The 24,163-nt window shown below is 34.5% G+C and carries 23 protein-coding genes and 1 pseudogene; 9 read left to right on the forward strand and 15 right to left on the reverse strand.

Going from position 1 to position 24,163, the window contains the following annotated elements:
• Positions 1–259: 259 nt before the first annotated feature.
• Positions 260–1,666 (reverse strand): MocR-like pyridoxine biosynthesis transcription factor PdxR, encoded by a 1,407-nt coding sequence (gene pdxR / locus JK636_RS04435; protein ID WP_202747631.1) that lies wholly within the window; start codon positions 1,664–1,666, stop codon positions 260–262.
• 135 nt (positions 1,667–1,801) lie between these two features.
• Here pdxR and JK636_RS04440 point away from each other — a divergent pair, with 135 nt between their 5' ends.
• The 5 genes from JK636_RS04440 (at position 1,802) to JK636_RS04460 (ending at position 5,903) form a co-directional block, all read left to right on the forward strand.
• Complete coding sequence (locus JK636_RS04440; protein WP_202747632.1) at positions 1,802–3,076, forward strand: APC family permease; 1,275 nt, start codon at positions 1,802–1,804, stop codon at positions 3,074–3,076.
• Positions 3,077–3,352: 276 nt separating this feature from the next.
• Entirely contained in the window at positions 3,353–3,847 is a 495-nt protein-coding gene (locus JK636_RS23795) for a Csac_0668 family 2Fe-2S cluster-binding (seleno)protein (RefSeq protein WP_338025725.1), read from the forward strand.
• A 224-nt stretch (positions 3,848–4,071) separates the two neighbouring features.
• Positions 4,072–4,920, forward strand: a complete 849-nt coding sequence (locus JK636_RS04450; protein WP_202747633.1) for an MBL fold metallo-hydrolase — start codon at positions 4,072–4,074, stop codon at positions 4,918–4,920.
• A 37-nt stretch (positions 4,921–4,957) separates the two neighbouring features.
• Positions 4,958–5,416, forward strand: a complete 459-nt coding sequence (locus tag JK636_RS04455) for a GNAT family N-acetyltransferase (protein ID WP_202747634.1) — start codon at positions 4,958–4,960, stop codon at positions 5,414–5,416.
• A 316-nt stretch (positions 5,417–5,732) separates the two neighbouring features.
• Entirely contained in the window at positions 5,733–5,903 is a 171-nt protein-coding gene (locus JK636_RS04460; protein WP_202747635.1) for a YvrJ family protein, read from the forward strand.
• A gap of 47 nt (positions 5,904–5,950) precedes the next feature.
• Here the strand turns inward: JK636_RS04460 and JK636_RS04465 are convergent, their stop codons facing one another.
• Entirely contained in the window at positions 5,951–6,748 is a 798-nt protein-coding gene (locus JK636_RS04465; protein ID WP_202747636.1) for a glucosaminidase domain-containing protein, read from the reverse strand.
• A gap of 484 nt (positions 6,749–7,232) precedes the next feature.
• Between JK636_RS04465 and JK636_RS04470 the strand changes: the two genes are divergently transcribed.
• The 3 genes from JK636_RS04470 to JK636_RS04480 all read left to right on the forward strand — a co-directional run bounded on the left by JK636_RS04470 (position 7,233) and on the right by JK636_RS04480 (position 8,370).
• The gene (locus JK636_RS04470; RefSeq protein WP_202747637.1) at positions 7,233–7,808 is read left to right on the forward strand and encodes a sigma-70 family RNA polymerase sigma factor; all 576 of its coding nucleotides are present in this window, start codon (positions 7,233–7,235) and stop codon (positions 7,806–7,808) included.
• Between the two features lie 69 nt (positions 7,809–7,877).
• Complete coding sequence (locus JK636_RS04475) at positions 7,878–8,102, forward strand: DUF1659 domain-containing protein (RefSeq protein WP_202747638.1); 225 nt, start codon at positions 7,878–7,880, stop codon at positions 8,100–8,102.
• 46 nt (positions 8,103–8,148) lie between these two features.
• Positions 8,149–8,370 (forward strand): DUF2922 domain-containing protein, encoded by a 222-nt coding sequence (locus JK636_RS04480; RefSeq protein WP_202747639.1) that lies wholly within the window; start codon positions 8,149–8,151, stop codon positions 8,368–8,370.
• A 468-nt stretch (positions 8,371–8,838) separates the two neighbouring features.
• Here JK636_RS04480 and JK636_RS04485 read toward each other — a convergent pair whose 3' ends face one another.
• The 8 genes from JK636_RS04485 to JK636_RS04525 all read right to left on the reverse strand — a co-directional run bounded on the left by JK636_RS04485 (position 8,839) and on the right by JK636_RS04525 (position 17,677).
• Positions 8,839–9,858, reverse strand: coding sequence for a sensor histidine kinase (locus JK636_RS04485; RefSeq protein ID WP_243428117.1), 1,020 nt, complete (start codon positions 9,856–9,858; stop codon positions 8,839–8,841).
• A gap of 1,098 nt (positions 9,859–10,956) precedes the next feature.
• Positions 10,957–11,994, reverse strand: coding sequence for an ATP-grasp domain-containing protein (locus JK636_RS04495; protein WP_202747641.1), 1,038 nt, complete (start codon positions 11,992–11,994; stop codon positions 10,957–10,959).
• A 32-nt stretch (positions 11,995–12,026) separates the two neighbouring features.
• Positions 12,027–12,893 (reverse strand): UDP-3-O-acyl-N-acetylglucosamine deacetylase, encoded by an 867-nt coding sequence (locus JK636_RS04500; protein WP_202747642.1) that lies wholly within the window; start codon positions 12,891–12,893, stop codon positions 12,027–12,029.
• A 1-nt stretch (position 12,894) separates the two neighbouring features.
• On the reverse strand, positions 12,895–13,869 hold the full coding sequence (locus JK636_RS04505) for a CgeB family protein (RefSeq protein ID WP_202747643.1): 975 nt from the start codon (positions 13,867–13,869) through the stop codon (positions 12,895–12,897).
• Positions 13,866–14,561, reverse strand: coding sequence for a WbqC family protein (locus JK636_RS04510; RefSeq protein ID WP_202747644.1), 696 nt, complete (start codon positions 14,559–14,561; stop codon positions 13,866–13,868). Before JK636_RS04510 ends, JK636_RS04505 begins: the two co-directional genes overlap by 4 nt.
• 18 nt (positions 14,562–14,579) lie before the next feature.
• Entirely contained in the window at positions 14,580–15,563 is a 984-nt protein-coding gene (locus tag JK636_RS04515) for a GNAT family N-acetyltransferase (protein ID WP_202747645.1), read from the reverse strand.
• A gap of 45 nt (positions 15,564–15,608) precedes the next feature.
• Positions 15,609–16,571 carry a Gfo/Idh/MocA family protein gene (locus JK636_RS04520; protein ID WP_202747646.1) on the reverse strand — a complete coding sequence of 321 codons (963 nt, stop codon included), beginning with the start codon at positions 16,569–16,571 and terminating at the stop codon, positions 15,609–15,611.
• Between the two features lie 284 nt (positions 16,572–16,855).
• On the reverse strand, positions 16,856–17,677 hold the full coding sequence (locus JK636_RS04525; RefSeq protein ID WP_202747647.1) for a class I SAM-dependent methyltransferase: 822 nt from the start codon (positions 17,675–17,677) through the stop codon (positions 16,856–16,858).
• A gap of 171 nt (positions 17,678–17,848) precedes the next feature.
• Here JK636_RS04525 and JK636_RS04530 point away from each other — a divergent pair, with 171 nt between their 5' ends.
• A complete protein-coding gene (locus JK636_RS04530) occupies positions 17,849–19,144 on the forward strand; it encodes a tetratricopeptide repeat protein (RefSeq protein WP_202747648.1) in 1,296 nt (431 codons plus the stop codon).
• Between the two features lie 576 nt (positions 19,145–19,720).
• Here the strand turns inward: JK636_RS04530 and JK636_RS04535 are convergent.
• From JK636_RS04535 to JK636_RS04555, 5 genes and pseudogenes are all read right to left on the reverse strand, one after another.
• Positions 19,721–20,173: a hypothetical protein gene (locus JK636_RS04535; protein WP_202748818.1), complete on the reverse strand. Its 453-nt coding sequence runs from the start codon at positions 20,171–20,173 to the stop codon at positions 19,721–19,723.
• Positions 20,174–20,261: 88 nt separating this feature from the next.
• Positions 20,262–21,284 (reverse strand): annotated as a pseudogene (locus JK636_RS04540) (IS1595 family transposase).
• A 168-nt stretch (positions 21,285–21,452) separates the two neighbouring features.
• Positions 21,453–21,929, reverse strand: coding sequence for a pyridoxamine 5'-phosphate oxidase family protein (locus tag JK636_RS04545; RefSeq protein ID WP_202747649.1), 477 nt, complete (start codon positions 21,927–21,929; stop codon positions 21,453–21,455).
• Positions 21,930–22,005: 76 nt separating this feature from the next.
• Positions 22,006–22,632, reverse strand: coding sequence for a DUF6273 domain-containing protein (locus tag JK636_RS04550; protein ID WP_202747650.1), 627 nt, complete (start codon positions 22,630–22,632; stop codon positions 22,006–22,008).
• 226 nt (positions 22,633–22,858) lie between these two features.
• Entirely contained in the window at positions 22,859–24,115 is a 1,257-nt protein-coding gene (locus tag JK636_RS04555; RefSeq protein ID WP_202747651.1) for a hypothetical protein, read from the reverse strand.
• Positions 24,116–24,163 lie beyond the last annotated feature (48 nt).

Raw genomic sequence — 24,163 nt, forward strand, 5'->3', positions numbered from 1 at the left:
ATATTAATCTTAATATCTTAAATGTGAATGTGTCCACGAAAATATACTAACACTAGAATTTTTATATTTAACTTCTTTAGAATTTAAGAAGCTATGTTCTTAAGAAGCTGATATTACTCCTTTGTGCTGCAAGTTCTACTGGCGTGATATTCGTATGTGTACAAATGCCATTTCAGCAGCATACCATGGAGCAATTAGCAAACTCAATCAATCTAGCTAATTTCCTAAAAAAATAGAATTAGGGAGAATATCTTTCTCCCTAATTCCAAGCTTCTTTTAGCAATTTTATTCCATAAACTATAGAGTCTATATTCAATCCTCCAAACCCAATTATTATTCTTGGAATACTATAGGTATCTCTATTCCATAAATAGGCCTTATAAGAATAAACTTTCACACCACGTAAGGCTGCTAATTCAATAAGTTCTTCTTCAGTCATGCCGTTATCCACTTGAATAAGAATATGAAGACCTGCATCCTTCCCTACTATAGTGACCTTATCTCCAAGAAATTCATTAATGGAATTAATAAGGATCATATGCTTTTTACTATATAGATTTCTCATTTTTCTTAAATGTCTTTCAAAGTTACCTCCTTCAATAAATTGATGCAGAATTTGCTGACTGATTCTTGGAACAGACTGCTCATGAAAATAGAGTCCATTATTATAGATTTTTGCTAATTTTTCCGGAAGCACCATATAACTGATACATATAGAAGGAAATATATACTTTGAAAAAGTGCTTAAATAAATAACATTGTTTGCATTAGTCAAACCTTGAAGAGCAGGTATTGGCTTTCCATGATATCTGTATTCTCCATCATAATCTCCTTCAATAATCAGCACATCTTCTTCCTCAGCCCACTTTAAAAGACTTAGCCTTTTCCCAATAGGCATAACCACACTGCAGGGAAATTGTTTAGAGGGTGTAATATATACCAATTTTGCACCACTGCATTTTAATTTTTCTAAATCTATACCATCGTTATCAACAGGTATACCAACAAATTCAAAACAAAAATTTTTGAATATGGATTTCATTTCTATACAACCAGGATCTTCAATAGCAACCTTGAATTTATCAAAAGATAAGATTTGAAAGAGAATCCCTATCAGGTGTTGATTAGTTGCACCAATGATTATTTGGCTGCTATCACAGTAAACTCCCCTGCTGTGACGTAGATACATTGAAATTACTTCTCTAAGTTTATTATTTCCCATTGTAACATCATATTTAAATAAATCATTTCTATAGGGATTTAAACATTCATTAGTTATTTTTTTCCAAGTAGAAAAGGGAAAGTGCTCAAGATCTACTGCATTTGGATCAAAGTCATATTTGTATTCTTGTTTTAAATTATCTTTTTCCTTTTGCCTTGAATCTGCTAAAACTGGAACCCTCCTATTAAAATCCTTTTCTAGTTCTGCTACATATAAACCACTTCTTGGTCTGCTTTTTATATATCCTTCATCAGTAAGCTGCTGATATGCCAATTCAACAGTATTTTTACTTATATTTAAATCTTGAGATAACTGTCTAATTGAAGGAAGCTTTGTTCCAACAGGTAGTTTATCTGATTTTATCTCCTCCCGTATGTGCTGATATAGCTGACAGTAAAGTGGGGAATCTAAATTTTTTTTAAAAATTGAAGCTAATTCAAACATAAAAACCTCCAAACTGACCCCATAAATAATAAACAAATTGTCACTTTCAAGAATGTCAGTTAGTGAATATAATTTATTATATCAGAAGGCTTAATAAAAATAAATCTTAAAGATAATAAAAAGGAGATGTTGTTTATGAGTAATAACTTTAATAAAACCATTAGACTGCCACAGGCAATTGCTTTATATATAGGTGCTGTGTTAGGTTCCGGTATTTTAATAATTCCAGGGCTTGCAGCAGAGATAGCAGGTCCTGCCTCCATGCTCGCTTGGGGAGCAATGATGATATTAGTTTTGCCTCTAGCACTTTGTATGGCATTTTTATCTCAAAAGTATCCAAGTGCCGGAGGTGTATCACATTTTGTGACTAAAGCCTTTGGTAATAGAGCAGGAGCAATTATCGGTTGGTTTTTCCTTATGTCTGTCCCTATAGGAGCACCGATTGCAGCCTTAACTGGAGCAAGCTACTTAAGCTCTGCTTTTGGGCTTGGTATAAATACAACAATAATAATAGCAGCGTTTATGCTTATTATAGCTATAACTATTAACCTAATAGGTATGAATATAGCTGGAGGAGTTCAAGTAGCGGTAGTAATAAGCATTATAGTCATACTTGTTATTTCAATCTTTGGAGCTTTACCAAGCATAAAGGCTTATAACTTTACTCCTTTTGCGCCAAAAGGAATTGTAAGTGCTTTTAAAGCCTCTACTATTTTGTTCTGGTGCTTTATAGGTTGGGAGGCAGTTTCTCACTTATCTGAAGAATTTGTAAATCCAGAAAAAGATGTTATTAAAGCCACAATAATTTCTGCTATAATTGTCGGATTATTATATTTTATGACTGCACTTATAACAGTAGGTACTAATAGTTACGGCGCAGGCTCACAGGCAGCACTGGTTTCTATAATTGAAAGAATTTTGGGTTCATCAGGTGCCATAATAGTAGGAATAGTTAGTTTGCTTATTTGTACAGCTACAGTACTAGCTTATGTAGGAGCTGCCTCAAGGTTGGCATTTTCACTATCTCAAAGCGGAGAAGCACCAAAGTTCTTTGGACTCATTTCTAGAAAATACAATACACCGGTAGGAGGACTTATTTTCTTAGCATTGTGCTTTTTTGTAGTACTTACATTATATTTTTTAAAAATTGTTTCTCTCACAACCCTAATACAGCTTCCAAATGCAACTTTTATTCTTACTTATTTAGCGGGCTGTGCTGCTGGAGTTGTACTTCTTAAAGATAATAAGATAGAGTTTATCGTCAGCTTGATATCTCTGATAGCTACTATTATTATTTTTATTTTTGCAGGATGGGCTATTACCTATCCCCTTGCTATAAGTGCGTCAGTAATTGTTGTAAAATTAGTAAAGAAAAAGAGGTCATTAAAAGTTATTGTTGAAAAAAATTAGAGCGGCACCTTCTGCATTCAGGAAGAAAAGAAGATAAATTTTTAAGAAGCTGATACATGGAAGCTTTGTACAAACCATTAAGCCCTCAAGTTTCCTTATCCTTTAAACCAGCTTAAGCTTTTTAGATTTTAACTCTTATCACATATACTCCCACTAACATCTGCACAGTAACAATTACTTATATTCTTTCATCTTTATATGATATGATTTAATTAAAGACTATTGTATCCTTGTAGAAAACTCCAAACTAACGATTTGATTTAGGCGGTGAAAATTATGGAAAATAAAAATATTAAAATGACTTGTTGAGCGAGTAAAGAAAAGTCTACTGGTACAGTAGAACAACTCCCTGTATGCCCTATATGTAAAGAACCTACACAAGAAGTTAAAAATATAACAGTTAAACATTTTGTTCTTGATAATATTTCAACTAAAGTACATGATGGTAATTATCGTATTTGCTTAAACAAAGATTGTGATGTTGTTTATTATGATACTGTAGCAAATGAGATATTTAAAAAGAAAGATATTAAAATTCCCATATGGTATAAAAAAGACGCTAATCCCAAATATATATGCTATTGCAACCAAGTAACAGAAGAGCAAATCATTAGTGCTGTCCTTAAAGACGGAGCAAAAGATATGAAGGATATTATTAAATTTACTGGAGCAAAGAAAAACGGAAAGTGTGAGATTAATAATCCTTTAGGCAAATGTTGCAGTCCTATTATACAAGAGACTATAGATAAAGCATTGAATATGATGAAATAATCTGATACAGAATCTTCATAAAGGTTGTAATAATTAATGTTTTATAATTACTTCAACTTTGTAAAATATGACGCAATAAAACTATAAGAACGAACCTACGCCTGAAGATATACCAACACCTATAAAAAGTATTTTAGTAGTGGAAAAGAAGCAGTTAAAAATATTGAGAACATAAAGAAAAAGCTTATGCTTGATGAAAAAAGAAATTATTGGAGGTAAGTTACATGAAATTTAAAGTATTGGGTTCTGGAGGATGTACGTCAATACCTAGAGCAACATGTAGTTGTAGAGTATGTAAAGAAGCGAGGGAGAAGGGAACCCCATATTCGCGTTTTGGATGTTCATTATTTATAGAGGATATCAATTTGTTAATTGATACTCCGGAGGATATCAATATTGCACTAAATAAATTTGATGTAAAGAGTATTGATAATGTGCTTTATAGCCATTGGCATCCCGACCATACTCTAGGGATGAGAGTTTTTGAACAGATAAAAATAAATTGGTGTGAATTATCGGTTGGAATTAAAAATAAAAAACCTATAAATGTGTTTGGATTGGATTATGTAATTGAAGATATAAGATCAATAAAAAATAAATTCGGACCGTATGTTGAAAATTACGAAAAAAACTATAATTTAATAAAAATAAATCTTGTTGATAGAGAACTAAATATAAATGATATAAAAATTACAATCATACCTGTTAGTAATAAGATTAGCTCAGTATTTGTATTTGAGCAAAAGGATAAAAAGGTTATTTATGCACCATGTAATGTAAAACCTTTTCCAGATGAAGATTTATTTAATAATGCTAATTTGTTGATAATTGGAGATACAATAACTTCAGATGTAGCAAAAGATAATTTTATTATTGAAAACGATAATGAGATGAGAAAACATATGTTTGTTATGGATGAAATTGTTGAACTAAAAAAACAGTATAATGTTAATAAGGTTATTATGACTCATTTAGAAGAGGATTGGGGATTATCATATGATGATTATTTGGAAAAAGCAAAGAATTATGACAATATAGAATTTGCGTATGATGGATTAAATATAAAAATATGATAAGGTAAAAAAGAAATAATATAAGGTGGTGCAAAACATGAAAGTAAGAAAAACGGTTAAAGAGGATATTGACCTCCTCATAAAGATTCGTATGGAATACCTGTTTGCAGAAAAAGGTGTGTCTTCTTCGGAAGAAGTGCAAGATATTAGAACGAAGTTAGAAGAATATTTTACGGAGCACCTTAACAAGAGATTTATTGCTATCATTGCCGAGAATGAAAATGAAGTATTAGCAACTGCATTTATGTCAATCGTGGAAAGACCTCCGCTAATAGCGTTTTCATCATATCTTGTAGGTACGGTATACAATGTTTTTACATACCCTCAACATAGAGGAAAAGGAATTGCGACGAAAGTTATGACTGAACTTTTATCAGAAGCAAAGCTATTAGGCGTTGCCGCAGTTGATTTAATGGCTACTGAAAAAGGAAGACCATTATATGAAAATCTTGGATTTCGGGTATCAAATCATACATCAATGAATAAGTTCCTCTAACTCCTGTAAAAGAGCATAATCAGAAGTTATATTAATTCACAATATTCTTATATGATTCGCTAGAGCTATAAATATTCATAACTTCTAAAACCTCCTTTTTTCCTGCATATTTATTATTATCAACGCAAGGAAAGGAGGTTAAAGCCCTAAATGGGATTTAACGGGCAGTTTGAAAGTGGCAATGAGCGTTTCTTAACTGCCCCGTGTTCCGAGTGGAAAGGAGGTAAAAGTCCTAAATGGACTTTTACGAGCAATTAGCGAGCGGTAGCGAGTAATCTTTAATTGCTCAGTGCTTCCGACGGAAGGGAGGAATACCATGGAAGACTTTTTAAAAGCTATAGCAAATGTAGGTTTTCCCATAGCAGTTGCTGCCTATTTACTTATTAGAATTGAAAGCAAAATGGACAGTCTGGCTGCCTCTATAAATCAGCTTTCAACTATACTTTCAGTTAAGCTTGGCGGTAATGATGAGCGTAAATCTGCATAAACGAAAATCACACCTATAACATTTTTACCTGTTATAGGTGTGATTTTTTATGTAGTAACAATTGTAGTCCAAGTTTGGGTGCCCACTATACCATCTACCTCAATATTTTTAGCTCTTTGATATTCCATAACACACTTTTTAGTTATTGGTCCAAAGCTTCCGTCCACAGGCACTGCCTTTACAATTTCCTGAACAAATCTTACAGCTTCCCCTTTTGAACCCTCCTTTAGAACCAGCATTTTACCAATACAGCTTCTTGTTCTTGGCCCAAGTTTATTATCTTCTGCTAAAGCCTTTCCTTCATAATCTCTTATTCCTAGACTATTGCACAGCCTTTGAAACTTAAGTGTTTTATCCTCTTTAGTAGCTACAGAAACCTCAGGCAGCACTTCAGAATTATCAAAGTCATAAAGCTTGTTTTCTTCAATTATCCTTACAAGCTTTTCAGGGTATGCAGGATCTGTGGCATAACCACACTCATAAATCTTTCTGCAGGCTTCTTTGTAATTAGAGCACTCCCTAACAGGCGTATACCTAACACTCGAAAGCAGCTTGCTGTGGTCTTCAATGCTTTCATTAAAACTGTCATAGGCTCTGAAATCAGAGTTTATTACCTGCTTCTTATCTCCATACCATTCAGTTGTAGGCAGAGTAATCTTATCCCCTCTCCAGTTTGAAAAGGCCTTAATGCCAAATAAATTCCTTGCCCTTACTGAAAGCTGTGAGCTTCCCCAGGAACTTTCAAGAATTGCCTGAGCTATAGTAAGGCTTGGCAAAATCCTGTAATCAGCATAGCCCTTTAAAGCACCCTCTTTCACTGAATTAATAAATTCTTTTCTATCCATCTTTCTCTCCTTTCACTCGAAACACTGGGTAATTTAGAGCACTCGCTCCCTTTCGGGCACTGGGTAACTTAAGATATTCGCTTCGCTCATAAGTTACCCACTAAAGTCCATTTAGGACTTTAGCCTCGCAAATTACCCGTTGAAGTGCATTTAGCACTTCAACCTCCTTCTGTCGGACCGGGGCAGTTTAAACACGCTCATTCTCATTCGCAAACTGCCCGTAAAAGTGCATTTAGCACTTTTACCCTCCAATCAATTTTTCTGTTATCATTAATACATATACAAAAAACCTCATATTTTCGAAAAAGGTCCAAAAACAATGCTTTCAGCTGTATATATATAATGCAAAAGTTCTAATACATTAAGGATGTCCTAAAAATCCTTGAAACTTGGATATTTTATGACATCCTTAATGTAAGAACTTTATTGCATTATATATTGATTATGCCTTCCTACGTTATGAAGGCATTTAAGGAGGGATACTGTGAATCACTACGAAATTGAAACCTGTGTTATAGGAGCAAAAAACGGAAATCAAGAGGAACTTTTAAAAGTCCTGAAGCAATATAAACCTTTTATATTTAAAACCGCAAGGAAATTCAACATTAGAAACTATGATATTTATGATCTGGAGCAGATAGGCTACATGGCAATAATTAATGCGCTTTCAAAATACAGGACAGGCTCCTGCACCTTTTCAAGCTATGTTTATGAATCCATTAAAAATGCTTTTAAATACACTGCAAGGCAAAACTCAAAGCATGAAAAGGCCTTGAGCCTAAATTCCGTTGTTGATCCTTATGGCAAAGCTAATGAGTATATAGACTGCATAGATTCTTTAGAAAACCTGGAGGAAGACGTACTCAAAACTGAAGAAGCTCTAGAAGTGAAAAGAGCAGTATCAAAGCTTCCTCCACAGGAAATGGAGCTTGTTACGATGGTATATTACAAAGGTTTATCTCTTAAAAACTATGCTGAGAAAAAAGGCATGACCTATTATGAAGCTTCTAAGAAAAAGGATTATGTTTTATACAAACTTTCTAATCATTTTAAGCAATAATTTTTAAAAGACCTTAAAAACTGCATATATATGTATGTAATCAAAATTCAAACGAGGAGGTGAAAAGATATGGCAGTAGTAAGCACACCTGTAAGCTCAGCTTTAAGCATAAAGTTTAAGGCTGGAATCGACGCAAATGGAAAGGACATTATAAAAGCTAAAAAGTTTTCAAATGTAAAAGTGACAGCAGCTCCTGACAAGCTACTTGAAATAGGAACAGCTTTAGGCTCCCTATTAAAAAATGAGTTTGTCAGCGTGGGAAGAACCGACGACAGTGTTTTAGTTAATGAGTAATTTAAGAATTGAGAATTGAGAATTGAGAAGAAAGGAGGAATTTTAAATGGCAGATAAAAGTTTAATAATGACTTTTTTAAATGAAGAAGGCACAAGAGCCAATGTTACACTTCCCGATGTTAAAGACAATATAAGTCAGCAGGAAGTGTCTGTTGTTATGGATACTATAATAGCAGGAAACATATTTTCTTCAACCGGGGGAAATTTAATAGCTAAACATTCAGCTCAGATAACTGAGAGAAATGTTACTGATCTTGTTGTGAGATAACTTTAAATGGTACCTATATAGGTACCATTTTTATTATATGGAATCAAACGTAACTTGCTCTGAGAAGAACGGATTCGCGGAAGCTCTTTCAGTAATTTTGTCCTTATTGGTTCAAGTTTTACTATTTCCCTTCCCGAAGCTGTTTTATTTACTTTAAGAAGATATATCTTGTCAAATCTCTTGTATTCAAGAAGCATAGCAAGGAGTATGAAGGAAATACAGAATTTCTGTGCTCCGGTGGAACTGGTCTTTAAGCTGTCCTGAGTATACTTATAGATTTTTTAAAGCTTCCGCCAAGCCCTTAAGTGGGAACATAAAAGCAATCTAAACTCACTTTATCAAGAAAACTTTCTCAACATGTGTTTTGATAGAAATCCGAATTTTAGGTATAAAAAAACAGGGTTTTAAATTCCCTGTTTCTATGATTTTATCTATACATAATTATGATATAATTCTAAATTACAATGCTTAAGTTGTATGTATATCAGAAAACTCAATATTAATCATTTCAATTTTATTTTTTGTAAAGTCTTTTATGAAAGCAGTTTCTGTATCTTCTAGTGTATTTACAGGAAGCTCCATTTTAAATATACTTCCCTTACCAACTTCACTATCAACACTTATATTACCCCCATGCAATTCAATAAGTGATTTTACCAGAGATAATCCAATACCAGTGCCTTCAACATTACGTGAAAGAGTCTTGTCTATCTGATGGAATCTTTTAAAGATCCTATCCAAATGTTCCGCATCTATTCCTATACCCGTATCTTTTACTTCTATTTCAACAATGTGTCCTTTATCTAAAATATTTATAAATATACTGCCCCCTGAATCTGTAAATTTTATTGAATTTGAAATAAGATTCAGAATAACTCTCTCAATCTTTTCAGGGTCACAGGCAATAATCTTTTCTTCTGTATTTGTATCAAAAGTAATACTTAATCCTTTTAGCTTAATATATTCTGCTACTGAATCTACAATATTCTCAATGACACTAACTATATTCTCATTGCTCAGATTCAGCTTTAAAAATCCTGAATCTATTTTTGACATATCTAATATATTATTGATAAGCTTTGTAAACCTATAACAATTTTGTTTAATTATATTAATATTTTTTAGTGCTTTTTCCTTATTAGCGGTAAGTAGATCATTTTTCAAATAAACCTCTATTAATTGGTTTGAGCTTACAATTAAGTTCAAAGGGGTTTTAAACTCATGTGATACATTTGCAAATATATCTTCTTTCATTTTTATATTTTTTTCCATATATTTAACTTTTTCTTTTATACTTTTCTCAGATTCTAGCAATTCATATTTTTCTTTCGTGTTACACAAAGTATAATACATTCCATATAATACTAATGCCAGCAGGATATAAGCCGCTACAATTTCCAGTTGTGAATAAAAAGAACGGTTATAATACATTGTAGGATATGCACTTAGCAACGCAATAAGTAAACAAAATGAAATTATTAATAACAAATATATATGCCACCCAGAATTAATGATTTGAAGAAAGTATCGAAAATGTTTTCGTATATATTTTACTTCAATGAAAATAATAAGAGAAAAAGCAACAGCTCGTGTTAGTAAATAAATCCATTCTGGTTTTAAGGGAAATATCATATAAATATTAGTACATATCATACTGATACCACTATATATAAGGAATTGGGTAAAAAAATTAAATAATATTACCCATAATTTATCATTAGAATTAATGATTATAATTGGGCAAATAACAAGAATCATAATCGGAATATATATCTTTTCAACAATTGCCACACCTGCATTATTATATATAATTGCTATAATAATACAAACTGCAAATAACATAATAACAGATATGACCCTTTGAAATCTTGCATTTTTTTTAAAAGACCCAAGTGACAGGTTCATACATATAAATGCAACTACAGTTTCGACGCAACGTAAAAGAAACAATATACCCACAATTACACAGCCCCTTTATTTTTTCTTTCATCCCACCTATAAATTACTATTTATCCCATACTTAAAAATTTCAGTATCATTTATTTCATCTCTTTTAATTATAGCATATTTTGTAAAAATCCATAGCTAGACTTAGTATATTTTAGTAATTATTATAAGATATTTTTGCCATAAAAAAAGCCCTAACCAAGCAATTTTAATGGTTAAGGCATAAACCTCATTTACTTATGATACGGTTCACCGTGACAGTTATAACGTAGATTTTTATGAGTAATATTTTCTTCTTGCATTTAAGTAAATATCCTCAAAATTTTACAGTAATTAAATATATCGAATTCCTATTTAAAAGCACTAATATTATCCTGATAATGAGTATTCCAAATAATTACCCAGCACTTTTCAATACCTTCCCTACACATAGCTTCCAGACGGTGGTTCCCATCGTTCACTAAAAGATCATTTCCTTCATGTTGAGCTATTAAAGGTGGCATTTCCCAACCATTGCGTATAAGTTGCTGGAATTTGCTAAGTTATACTTATTACCTTTAAAATTTCTACATTGCTCTATTTGCATTTTAAAACATAAAAAACCACGATCAATTAATTAGTCGTGGTTTTCAATAATTTTTACGTAATATTAGGACGCAAGATCTTATCTAGTGGGAAGTAATAATCAGTGTATTGCCGGAGTACAAGACCAGTTGATGCGCAGCCGGGTATTACATCCTGGCAAAGCACTTCTGAGCGTATTAAGCTTTCCGGCTCATTTATTCCAAATAGTAACCGCATCCCTGTGGAACTGCTGAATCTGGGATTTATTTCGAAAATTACTGGCTTATCATCTTTAAGGCGCAATTGAATATTTATAGCCCCATACGCTCCCAGTGTACTTGCAACCACCGCACAATAATCTGTAATATCGTGATAACTATCAGAAACTGCAGCAATAGAAACTCCTTCCTGCAGATACCGCCTTAAAGCGATTTTGGAAATGACCTTTCCCTTTTGATTTATGCAAATCCCTACGGTAAACTCTTGCTCCTCATCTGTGATGTATTCCTGTATAAGTAGGCTTTCCTTACCCTTTATACTTTCAAGCAGCTGCTCTTTATCCTTAGCCAGAACAACACCTACTGAGCCACGTCCAAAACGGGGCTTGACTATCAGGGGAAACCCAGCACTTTCAATAAATGAGGACAGCATACCAGCATCTTCAGGATACCTGATAGTTGCGGGAATTTGAAAACCGCAGCGAGACAAATGGCACATGGTGAGCCACTTATCGGTACAAAGCTCTAACACTTCCGGAGAATTTACAAATACCATTGACCTTGTAGAAGCTTCAAGGGATTCTCTATTTCTTGAATAAAAGGGAAGCTCCGCTGTAGAGCCTATAAATATGGCTTTAATCTGATGATCTATACAAAGGTTTTTAATAAACATATAATAGTTTTCTTCATCTGCTGCCCGGGGAGCGATAAAGCTTTTGTCTGCAAAAAATAAACCTAGGGAATATGGGTTTGTATCAATTGCTATTATTTCAACAGGAAGCACCGATGCTTTAAGTGACCTGATAATACCCAGTCCGTAAACCGAACCTGCACCTGTAACTAATACACTCAGAGAACCATTGATTTCATTCATATTTTTGTAAGCTGCTGACAATGTAATCAACCTCCTCTATGCCAAGCATAGGTTTATCTAAAGCAATCATTATTACACTCCTCATAAATTTTTTTGCACAGCTCTAGATTTAGCCGGTGACCGGATCTGAAGCCTATCACATGTCCCTGTACCTTTTTCCCAAGTAAGCCAAGGTCTCCGAGAAGGTCAAGCACTTTATGCCTAGCAGGTTCATTGGGCCATTTCCACGAGCTATACTCAGCCCCGGATTTCACTACCAATACATTTGAGCTGACTTTCCCAGTTAGGTTTACTATCTCTTCAAGCTCTGACTCAATTATATAAGAACGGGCATCTGACAGCTCACTTACAAAGGTTTCAGGAGTTATGTCCATTTCAGCTACTTGAGAAAACTCAGGCACATTGGAATAGTCAAGCATATAGGTTAGTTTGAATCCGTCGTAGGGAAGAGCTATCAGGAACTTTTCATATTCCATATCCTCTAAGCTTTCACGCTTATATACAATGATGGGCTTAAGTATTTTTATCATTTCCTTCTTGGCAGGTTGTTCCACTATGCCAGCTCCAATGAGGGCTTCTTTGAACTCTTTACTGCTGTAATCCGGTGTTACGGGCAGACTGGCCTGTTCCAGCTCAATAAATACGTTGTCCAAGCCTAATCCTGATAAGGCTGCCAAGGCATGCTCCGTGTGTTCGATTCGAACGTCTCCATCAGCAAGAGAAGACCATCTGTATTCAACATTTGCTTTTTCAAATGAGCATTTTACTTTAGGGCTGCCTGGCAGGTCATTACGGATAAATATTATACCAGTACTGGTTGGGGCTGGATAAAAAGTAACCTTTGCATTAGTTTCGCCAGTAATGCTGGTACCAGTTAGAGAAACCTTTTGTTTTATAGTTTTCTGATTATCCATTTCCATTTCAATTCCTTTCAACTGAACAGCAGAAATCAAGAATTTGTCTGGCCCGTTCCTTATAAGTATGTTTTGTGTAAACCTCCAGCTGGCCATTGCGAGATATCTCTTGACGTGCTGCAGTATTTTTAAGAAAATAATTTACCAGTTCAACTGTATCTTCCGAGGAAGAAGCACAGGATAGGTGAACATTATTTATAAACAGCTTGGTGACAGATGGTGTTGGTACCGTCAGTAAAAAACCGCCGGAACCCAGTACTTCAAAAGTCCGAGATGTTAGCATGTCATGGTCATTTTGCAAGCCTAATATAATTCTAGCTGAATTATATACTTTATTTGTTTCCTCATAGGACAGTTCACCTTTGATCATATGGGCTGGGATCTTAAACCCCATCAGCTCCTCATTAAAACTGTCCCATCGCTTCCCCCAAATAGCAATGTTATATCCCCTTTCCACCAAAGGCTTAAGTAATATCTGAACGCTATCCTTACGATAGGACTTCCACTCTCTTCCGCCATTTCCGATCAAAGCTACATCATAGTCATATTCACTGCTTGGATGTTCATACTTATTAAATTCCGGATTGCAGCCAAAATCCAGATGCCCCGCAGGAAGCCCAAGCTCCCTGTATTTATTTACACTGCCAGGATGTATGGTCATAACTGCATCAGGTTTATAGGTTTCAATACACCTGAAGGAACACTTTTCCGTCCATCTTGGATCTTCAGTTGCCCAATAGACATGTTTCACCTTATATTTAGCAGCTCTTTTAGTAAGCTCGTCTATATGCTCACGGCTATACCTGCGGTAAGCCCATCCCGTTGTTATCATAATATCAGGCCTAAAGTGGTCAACTGCGTCTATAATAGAACTTCTACTTAAATCTCTGAGGATATAAACAGGACAATTCAGTTCCCTAAAGCCCTGGGGCAGCCCAAGAGTATATTTAGAACTATGTGCAAAAAACAGTATTCTTTTCATACTTGCACCTCTTTCAACAAAAGCTTGCGTGTGCCCTGTGCACCGCAATTAAATAACATATCAACTATAGATAAATTGGGGATAAAACCTCCCCAAAGCTGCGGATATACTACAGGCTCATATTCCAAATACTCGAATTTAATACCTTGTTTTTCAAAAACCTCTGGCTTAATATATGCCCTTCCTCCAATACCGGACAGATAGCTGTCAGCAGAAAAGTGGGAGCAGATTGCAGCTATCAGTTCATTTTTTCGAAGCTCACCAAATTGAGGTAAATCTGATAAAAAGACAAGCTTTGTTTTAAGTCCCAGCAGGTCATGTACGAGCTTGATAAAAGCTAGGTTGGTATCTATAAGATATCCGGTATCCTGCAATACCTGCTCCATCATAGGGAATACTTCTTTGAAATGGGGTGCCTTTACGTAGTTTACTTTCAGTGCCATAAGATGATCCCTTTTCCACCCCGGTATGACAGTAACTTCATTAAATCGCTGCAAGCCCATGCCTTTGCGTTTCACCGGCACAGTTAGCATCTGAGTCCCTTGGGAAGTTTTGATAAGATTCCTATTATCAAGTGAACTGCCTGTTTGAAACTGAGCAGTATCTAAAATAAAAAAAATATCGCACTGTGCCATCTTAACAAAATATCCCGGCCAAGGAATATAATTCGGTTGATGACCTGCTAATTTCACTACCCCAACCCCTTTAAACTATTTACTATTGTTTACTTCATACAAATAGCACTCTCTGAGTATCCCATGACCACCATAACCTTCTTTGAAACGGAACAGCCCTGTATTGACGATGCTTCCTTTTGCCTCAGTGGAAATGCCAAAGTCCAAATATAAAAAACTGTTTTTTAGTCCCCACTCCATCATATGACCAAAAATAAGGTTTAACGGCCGCAGGTGCTGGAAACCATCGTCGTGGGCAATATAAAAACAGTTTATAACTCTTTCGTTCAGTAAAAATGCCAAAACACCCGCTGCAGGAGTTGCTCCTTCATAGGCTGCAAAGAGTTTTATCCTGTCTGGATAAAGTGTTTTTAGATGTTTGATTTCATCAAATGTATGTGCTGGCTTTGCATTATGATTATGTTTAAGTTTATGTTCTAAGATAGGCCAAAAATCATTTATGTTGGCATCCTCAACCACTGATAACCCACTTTTCAATGCCTTCTGATAGTTTCGAAAAGCTGTGTCGCTCATTACCAGTTTTACAAAAGCTTCCTCATCTTTTTTCAGCTCAAGGACTGTGGCCAGCTCTGTATACTCAAGCCTAAACCCAGAAAACCTTAATGCAAAGTCAAGTTGGCCCGAAAGCTCTCTATGGTAAACCTTCGGAACAGGTTTTAGCCGTATATAGTCAAAACCGTTCATGGCACAACATTCAACAAGGGCACTTACGAGCTCCAAGCATTTTTTAGTGCTAAGACTGGACTTTATTATCAGCCCTCCATGGGAAGCGCCGGGGTGAGAAACCAGGATGCGTTTATCCTCTTGTTGTACTACAGCAGCAGGAAGAACGGCTAAGATTATCTTATCATCCATAAATATCAGGGAATGATCTGAAAACCTGTCTGAAGGATGATAGCCCAGGAATTTTCTTTCCTGCATAAAAGTGCCGTTAACTGAGGAACCCACAAATCCCTCCCATTCCTTCTCAAGTTCTTTTGAATAGCGCTTTACCTCCAATATAATTTCACCTCACTTACCTGATTATAATGCTAACATTCTCCATCAGCTGATGATGATTTTTTCTCCTCCTTTTGCGAGAGAGTCGGAAATGCAATCAATTATTTTTGCCACAAATTCTATATTTTCACTGCCGCTAAGAGGTTCCTTGTTTTCTCTAATGCATTCGATAAAATGAAGACATTCCTGTGTCAGAGGTTCCAGATTCTCTTCTACTGCCAAGAAATACTCCTGCTCTCCGTTATCGAAGAGTTGGATTTTTCTATCGGCGGTCTGTGCATCGTCAAATACTAATTTTGTTTTCGATGCAACCAGTGTCATTTTCCTAGTTTTTTCCGTATGAATGAAGCTAGCAAATATAGAAGCTATTTTACCATTTGGAAAACCCATGAGTATATTAATAACATTGTTATAAGGACTATGGATATAACTTTCTCCATTGGCAATTACCCAGATTGGGTCCATCCCTATCAGGTGGCGGGAAAGATAGATATCATGAACTGCCAGATCATGAAGAACATCTACTTTGGGAGCCTGAGAGGCGGAACTGGTTCTGGACATGTTCAAGTAACATAGATCATCAATAATATGTTTTTCTTCCAGAAGCCCCTTTATCTTTTTGATAGCAGGATGGTAAATCAATGTATGGCCGGCCATCAATACGGTATTTTGTGCAGCAGCCAATTCAATCAGATCATTACTGTCTTTCCTGTTAATTGTCACAGGCTTTTCTACGAGAACAGCTTTGCCTTTGCTTATTGCTTCCTTCGCCAACTTGTAATGGCTTTCAGGTGTTGTGGCTATAATAATCCCCTGTACTTCACTGTCATTCAATATATCTGCTTTGTTTTCAGTGAACCTGGTCTGATGGTAAACAGGAGCTGCTTGATTTAGCCTTTGATAGTCTAGGTCGCAGGCCCACTTCAATTCACAGCCCTCTATTGCAGTTACTGTTTTTAGATAATTCTTTCCCCATTTTCCACAGCCTATCAAAGCAAGCTTGATCATTGCAATTACCTCTCATTTACATACTTTATGTCGGTGCACCAATATTAATATATTCCCCACTAATAAAAAGTGTTACTTACATTGAGCATCCTCATCTGATAAAGCAAAAAAAATAAAAGGGGCTACCGCCCCAATTACTATGATCCATCACATTCTGTTCTAGCATGCTACCTTCTCCACATGGGTTGTGCTAGAAAGATGATACTAATATGCTAAAATACCAGCTTTAACAAAGATGGCTCCCCTTTCAACAAAAGGGGGGGTATGATTAGCCGCTCAATAACTTAACTCACTTTTTTTGTTATGTACAAGGAAAAGTTTAAAAATGAGCTTACATAGCCACCATATTCATTTATTACCTCTTTAATTTCGTTATTCATATTGCTAATGCACATATCATCTAAACCATCCAGTATAGATGCAAAGGCTGGTACAGTTTTCATAACTTTTAAATATTCATCCGAATTATTTCTTGTTTCAAGAAGATATTCTATTTTTTCGACTAAAGTAAATAAACTTGAGTTTTCAATCTCTTTTAATCTCTCATCTTCTTTATATACTCCATCATGTTCTCGTCTTCGTGAATTTTCATTTTTTACAAAAGATATTGAAACATATTTTTTGACTATCGTATTAATCTTATTTTGCCTTTCTTTTGCTTTAAGTGAATCGTCATCACAAGGATTGTACCAGAATAGAACGAGATATCCGCCATCCTTTAAAAGTTTGTGGCATTTTTCATATTTTATCTTCGGATCAAGCCAATGAAAGGCCTGAGCACAGTAAATCATATCATACTCTTCATTATCTACGCCTGTCCATTGCTCAAATGGTACAACATCCACAGTAACTTTTTCATATTGCTTGCACTTATTACGGAGTATCGCCGCCATATCTTCCCCTAATTCTATTCCGTGGACAGAAAATCCTTTATCAGCAAATTGTATGGTTGCCTTTCCTGTTCCAGGCCCGATTTCTAACAATCTGTCACCAAGACTAATTCCAGTCTTAGTGATTATATCTTCAATAAGTTTTTCAGGATAGCTTGGCCTTATTTCATCATAAGTAGCTGCGATACCTTTATAAGGTTCAATTTTTGAAACCATGTCTTCCCCTCCTTTTATACTTCTTTCACAAATTAATTATATTAATATATCAGCAATACTTCAAAAGATTTATATTGAATAATTGTTTTAATTTAGCGTACTTAAGTGATACAATTTATCTATAATTTAACTATATTTAGTGAAAATATTTATTTTTTAGGAGGCTTATTTATGGACAATACTGTTTGTATATTGGGGAGTGAATTTGAATATGACTTTTTATCCTGCTGGATTAAATATAATAGGATGGAATCCTGTATCAGTCAGGAGGCTTTAGCTCACGGAATATGTTCTGTAAGTCACTTGAGCTATTTTGAAAACTGTAAAAAAAGACTTAGAAGAGAAATAATAGAGGCCCTCTTAAAAAGATTAAAAATCGCTACTATTCCAGATGTCAAGTATATAGGATTAATAAGACAAAAGCTGCATAAGCTTGCCTTTTACATAGAAAGCTTTGAATATGATGCTGCAGAGCTGGCTTTTGCAGAATTGTTGACTTTAGAGCCAATCCTGCAAAATTCCGCTTACAATATTGAATTCAACATATATAAACTCATGTACAACATTCTGGTTGATAGAAAAGCTTATACAGAATTAGAAACTTCAATAAATAAACTTGATAAAATTTATTATAATTTAGACATTGGCCTTCAGTATCTATTTTTGTTATCAACAGGAAAATTTTTATATGACAATCTCAATCACACCGAAGGTATCAATCGTTTAGAAAAAGCCTATAGAATGAAAGATACACCTTGGATAAACTACCGCTTAGGAGTGGCTTATCTTCATAGTCTTGAGCCTTTAAAAGCTGTAATCTACCTTGAGAAGGCTTTAAACAGCTATGCAATGACAGGAAGGTACAGAAATTCTTTGGAATGTCATAACTTTTTAGGGTCATGCTACGAGTCATTAAAAATATATGCTAAAGCAGACTATCATTTTAAGACTGTTCTCAGTGGTTCGGAATTCTTCTCATTAAATAAGAATATATTTGGTATATATACTAGTCTTGCCAGCCTGTATCTAAATATGAATAGATACGAAGAAAGTATTACATTTTGTAAACTTGCCATGAATGCGCCTGTTCTATCTACAAATACAGATCCATGGCAAAAATCCGCCTGGCATGCAAACGAAGAGCCTATGATAGCTGCATGCATATATATAGAAGTTCTTATAAAGTTGAAGGAGTTTTTAAATAGTAAAGAAATATTTGATCGATATCTAACTTCTACCTATAAGAATTCTCTATATTACCATTATCTCCATACTTTATACCTAAGTATCTTTCAATTTGATGAAGACATTTTTTATGTTCAAGTAACAAAAATCACATTACCTTTTTATAAAAAAATAGGATTTTTGAATATCTACAACAAGGTACAGTTATTATTAATAAGATATCTAGAATCAAATAGAAGATATAAGGAGGCAAATAGCATATATAAAAGCTTATTTGGTTAAGCCTGCTTTTATATTGATTACAAAGTCTATCTATATAATTGCGTATTTGTTATGATTTTTGCGTATTTATATACCCCCGGGGTCTAATCCATAACAAACCTTAAGTCTGAGGAAACATAACACACACAAAAGAAAAAGGGGCATAATGCCCCAGGCCTTTGCTACCAGCCTATTTCTTCTCTATCCTCACCACACACTCCACGTGAGCTGTATGCGGAAACATATAATGAAAAAACCTCCGTTACTTATGGTACGGTTCTCCGTATCAGTAGTAAGTGAGGTTTTTCCATTTTATCACCTTATACATACTGCATAAATATATTATTATTCTAAAGTATTATTTAGTAAATTCTTATATGTGACTACGAACAGGAAATTAATGCAAAAGAAAAGAAGCACCCACATCTTAAAGATTAATGCTTCATTCTTAATTAATATCCTACAAAAAAAATTTATATATTATATTTTGGCTCTGTGAAAGAATAGTACTGATAATATACCATTTTTAAAGGGAACTCTATTAACAGTTCCCTTACTTACATTTTAAGTAAATTACTATTTAAGTAAATTAAGGTTTTACTTGTTTGATACTAACTTTTCCAATACAGTATTTAACTCCGTAATTGCTTTTTCATCATTTAAGTTTTTCGATATATTAGTTAATTGAGGCTTAATACTATCTATATTTTTGTTTATATATTCATTAGACTCCATTACAAAAAACATATCTAAATTTAATAGCATTAAAGAGAGTGGCTTATTGTCTTTATATGATGACAAAGGAGCAATATTTCTAATTCCTGCAACAGCACTCACACTATTTTTTATTGCACTTTCATTTGATAAAGCACTAGTTTTGCCATCGTAATAATCTAAACCTGCGATGAAACCTTTAAAAGAATTTTCAACAGCAGTAGTGTAAAAACGTTCATCTGAATTGTATTTTCTAATTCTATTAAATTGAAAAATGTTAGTTATAATAGATACCAAGCAAATCAAAGTTAGCACAATTAGTATTCTTTTTTTCATATAAACCCCCACATTCACAACATTTACAACAGTTTATTTATTAAATTATACATAATATCAATGTAAAATTACAAATATTTTACATAAGTTATGAATAAATTGCTTCTCTTATCCTAAAATCCTTTAGTTTTGTGTCTATATGAGAAGTGTGAGATTGTACCAACAAATTTTTGCTCTTTATAGTATCTTTCTCGGTATTGAAGATTTCAAGCCATTTAAACCAATACATATAGTTAGCCAGATATTTAGTTGCAACACCATTAAACCTATACATCCACTTCTTTACTTTGCTATGGAAAGCATTAATATGTTGTATATGGTATATTCCTTCTTTATGTTTCCCACGCTTGATTTGTTGGAGTTCTATACCTAAATTTTTGGTGAACTGAATATAACTCTTATGTGAGTCTGTACAAAGAATGGCTTCATTTTCAATCCTACCAGTAAATAGCCTTTCTAAATCTGTATGCTTCATTCTTCCTTTACATATAAGTTCAGTAATAAGATTTCCTGCTCTGTCCATAGCACACAAAACTCATACCTGTTCCTTTGAGATACCTCTTTTTCTCTTTTCATCTTTACTGCTATAACTACCCTTAACGCCTCTTTTATGGGCTTTTCGAGGCATTGTAAAAGTAGTGCTTTTCTTATGGTCGCCTTTGAAGGACTCCCTAAAGAACGCTTCGTCAACTTCTATAACGCCACCAACATTTCCAATACCCATAAAGGCTCTAATTGCGTCTAATATCTTATGCCTCCAATAGAATGATGTAGGTATGCTTATTTTAACTTCTTCGGCACATTTTCTTATGGAATACCCATTTATCATGTATTTGGCATATTGTATCCACTGTTTAACATCTTTCTTGCTATTGTGTTTTGGAGAGAGTGTAAAGTCAGTAAATGTCTTTCGGCAGGACTTGCAGATATATCTTTGCTTTCCGTTATACTTTCCATTTCTGGATACTTCATCATGCCCACAATGAGGGCAGACTTTCCCCCTTGAAAATCTGTTCTCCTTAACTTCATTTGTAACTTCTGTTGCAAATGAACCTAACACAAATACTTCTTCAAGATAGTGCAGTATTTCCTCTTGTCCTGCTGTTCCCAAAGCCTATATATCATTCTTTACTGACTCTACAGTTGGCATAGTAATACCTCCGTAATCATTCGTTAGTCTTATTATACCCAATTTTGCAGATAGTAGCCAATTTTCAACACAGTTCTTTAACAGAGCCTATATTTTAAACAAGTTAGAAACTGCTTATTCTCTACGGATTTATTTCGCCGTTTTATTGATAAAATCAACTTCATACTGACGTTCACCGTATTTTTCTTCGTTGTCAGTAATCGTACCTTCTGTGAGGGAGATACGCAGAACGATTGAGTTCGGATTGTCTTCGTCGCCAACTTCATCGAACCAATCGAAAACTTTTTTAAATTTTGCTCTGATTTCCACATTCTTCTCGTCCTTGACCCAACCGAGATTTTCAGCTGTGCCATGGAAAGCGTACCAATCTAACCCAGCGACGGAAACCTCGTTGTTCTTCTCAATTTGCAGCATTTTATTTTTTTGGGCGTCTGTAGAAACATAAAACACGCCGTCTTCATAATAAGCACAAACCATACGTACCGCAGGGCAGGGATTACCGGCAGCATTGGAGGATAGTGATATTGTCGCAAGGGCAATAAATTCCTCTTTGCCATTTCCAGAGCGTTCCTCCATAAGTTTCATTGCATTTTCATATTTGCTCATTTCAAATTTCTCCTTTTCTAAATTTATTTTTTTATGCTTTAACTATAACCAAACCACTTGAAACGTGGCCCAAGATTTATAATTCCAGATTTAACCAGAATACTGGACGAACACCGCCACAGTTATCGCCTGTTGAAGGGTGAATAGTGTTACTGCTGTAGCGGAAGGTGCCGTTTCCCTGAATACCTATATTGCCGTCGCCATGGATATATACGGCTCTTCTATTGTCACGCCCGGGCGACCGAAGCCACCACCACCATACATACCCATCGAATGTAGATCTTCGCTTGTCGTTGTTTTGGTCTTTCTTTTGAAACCAGTATCGTTGTTTGGCACTGCGATTTTCAAGGTTTTTACTGCTGTCACCGAAATATTTGCACACTACTTCTTCAATGCTTAGAAGAAATATGTAATCCAGAGTATCTTCTCCGCCTCTTGAACCGTACCACTGATTGTCCAAATTTTTATTTATTACCGGAATTATTCTTGACTGTTCGGCCGCGGTGAATTTGTTATAAAACTCACCGTTAAGATATTTTCTTAGCGAGCAGTCAGCCCATGTCACATCACCAGCGTAATTATTATAGGGGTGTTGTTCAATCATATACTCAGTTATAATCAAAGCCGCATTGTTTTGAATATCAAGCACACGCCAATTATAACTGCCGAACGATAATGATGAACCGATTTTAATTTCTTCCATTTAATCACTTCCCCTCCTTCTTTGTAATAATTGATACTTATATTTGTTTTTAAATTCTTTGCCCAGCTTCCCATTATGGACATAAAGCCTCATCTAATATTTTCACTTACTTCATTATTCTACAACTTTATCCAAATTCCTCCACAAACTAAATTTTAATATCAAATAAATATAAAAGACCGGTCAAAAACTCTACATGAGTTCTTAACCGGCCACTTTTTAATATTCAGAATTCATCCTGAAGCAAATGAAAATTATCATTTGGAATAGACAAATCTTCTTTCGTATCAGTATAAAATACAGTATCCTTTGTTTCTTTAAGCTTTGTATTTGATGCAACATAGGATTCTTTGTTTATCCATTTTACCTTAAATAAGGTTTTCTCGTCTAAATTGGATATAAGACTAACACCGTTATCAAGCTTTTTTACTGTTACCTTGCCATACAATTTAGGCGGTATAGTAATATAAAATTTCTTACAGTTATCGGTGTATCTTTCTTCAATTATTTGCTTGCTTCCATCTATTCGATAGTCACTGTAGGTATAAATAAAAGGTATTTCTGCCATAGCTGCATCTTCAAAACCTTTTGTAATATACATTCCTCCAACTTCAACAACTCCATCATTATTTATGTCCCTGCTATAAAGAGGGTATGCTTTAAATAAGGTGCCATCATCTTCCTTGCCAACCTTAATGAGCTTTCCATTATTATATGCAACAATTTCTGTCAGCATGGAATGTGCTCCCAATCCACCATCAATATATAATGCCTTTTTCCCGTCAGCTAATTTACCGAAAACAATGTTCTCATGAAAGCTATCTGGATTCAACTCCACCGAAGATAAAACTTTTAGCTGACCTTTTTCATAACTAAACAATTGGGCAGTTTGTAATTTATTTCTTTCTCCATCTACTATGAGCAGGTCTGGTTTTTTATCTCCATTATAATCAGCTATATCTATACCTTCATAAGAGCGATTAACTGTTTTCACCAAATTGCTTTTGTGCCATTCGTAAATAAAGAGTTCTTTTTTCACTTCAGAATCTCCAGCTGAAACTCCCAAGATCAATTCTTTATTATTATTTCCCTCAAGGTCTTTAAGCTTGAAATAATCAAGAGTATTAAAGCCGGTAGCTGTATCTGATAGTATCTTCCATTTTTCACCTTCTTCTTTAAGCACTAATAGATGAACTTGCTTATTTTCTTTAGTGTCTCTGTATAAAACAAACGCCTCCTGCTTACCATCCTGATCTATGTCTTCTACAAAAATACTTTCTTTATGATCCTCTTTCTTTAGTGTTATAAATTCAGCACCGGGCTGTAAAAACTCCTTTAATATCTTACTAATATCTTCTTGTTTCTTATTTGATTGTATCTGAACTTGATTTAGTCCAATTGTATTTGCTGAATTTGTGCAGCCTGATAATACAAAACTCGCACAAATCACTAGTATTATCAATGTTTTACATTTATTTATCATTTATAACCTCTTCTTAGCACCACATTTTTATAATTTTGTTTTCCATAA

This window comes from Clostridium rhizosphaerae (assembly GCF_016765585.1).
Lineage (GTDB): Bacteria > Bacillota > Clostridia > Clostridiales > Clostridiaceae > Clostridium_AT > Clostridium_AT rhizosphaerae.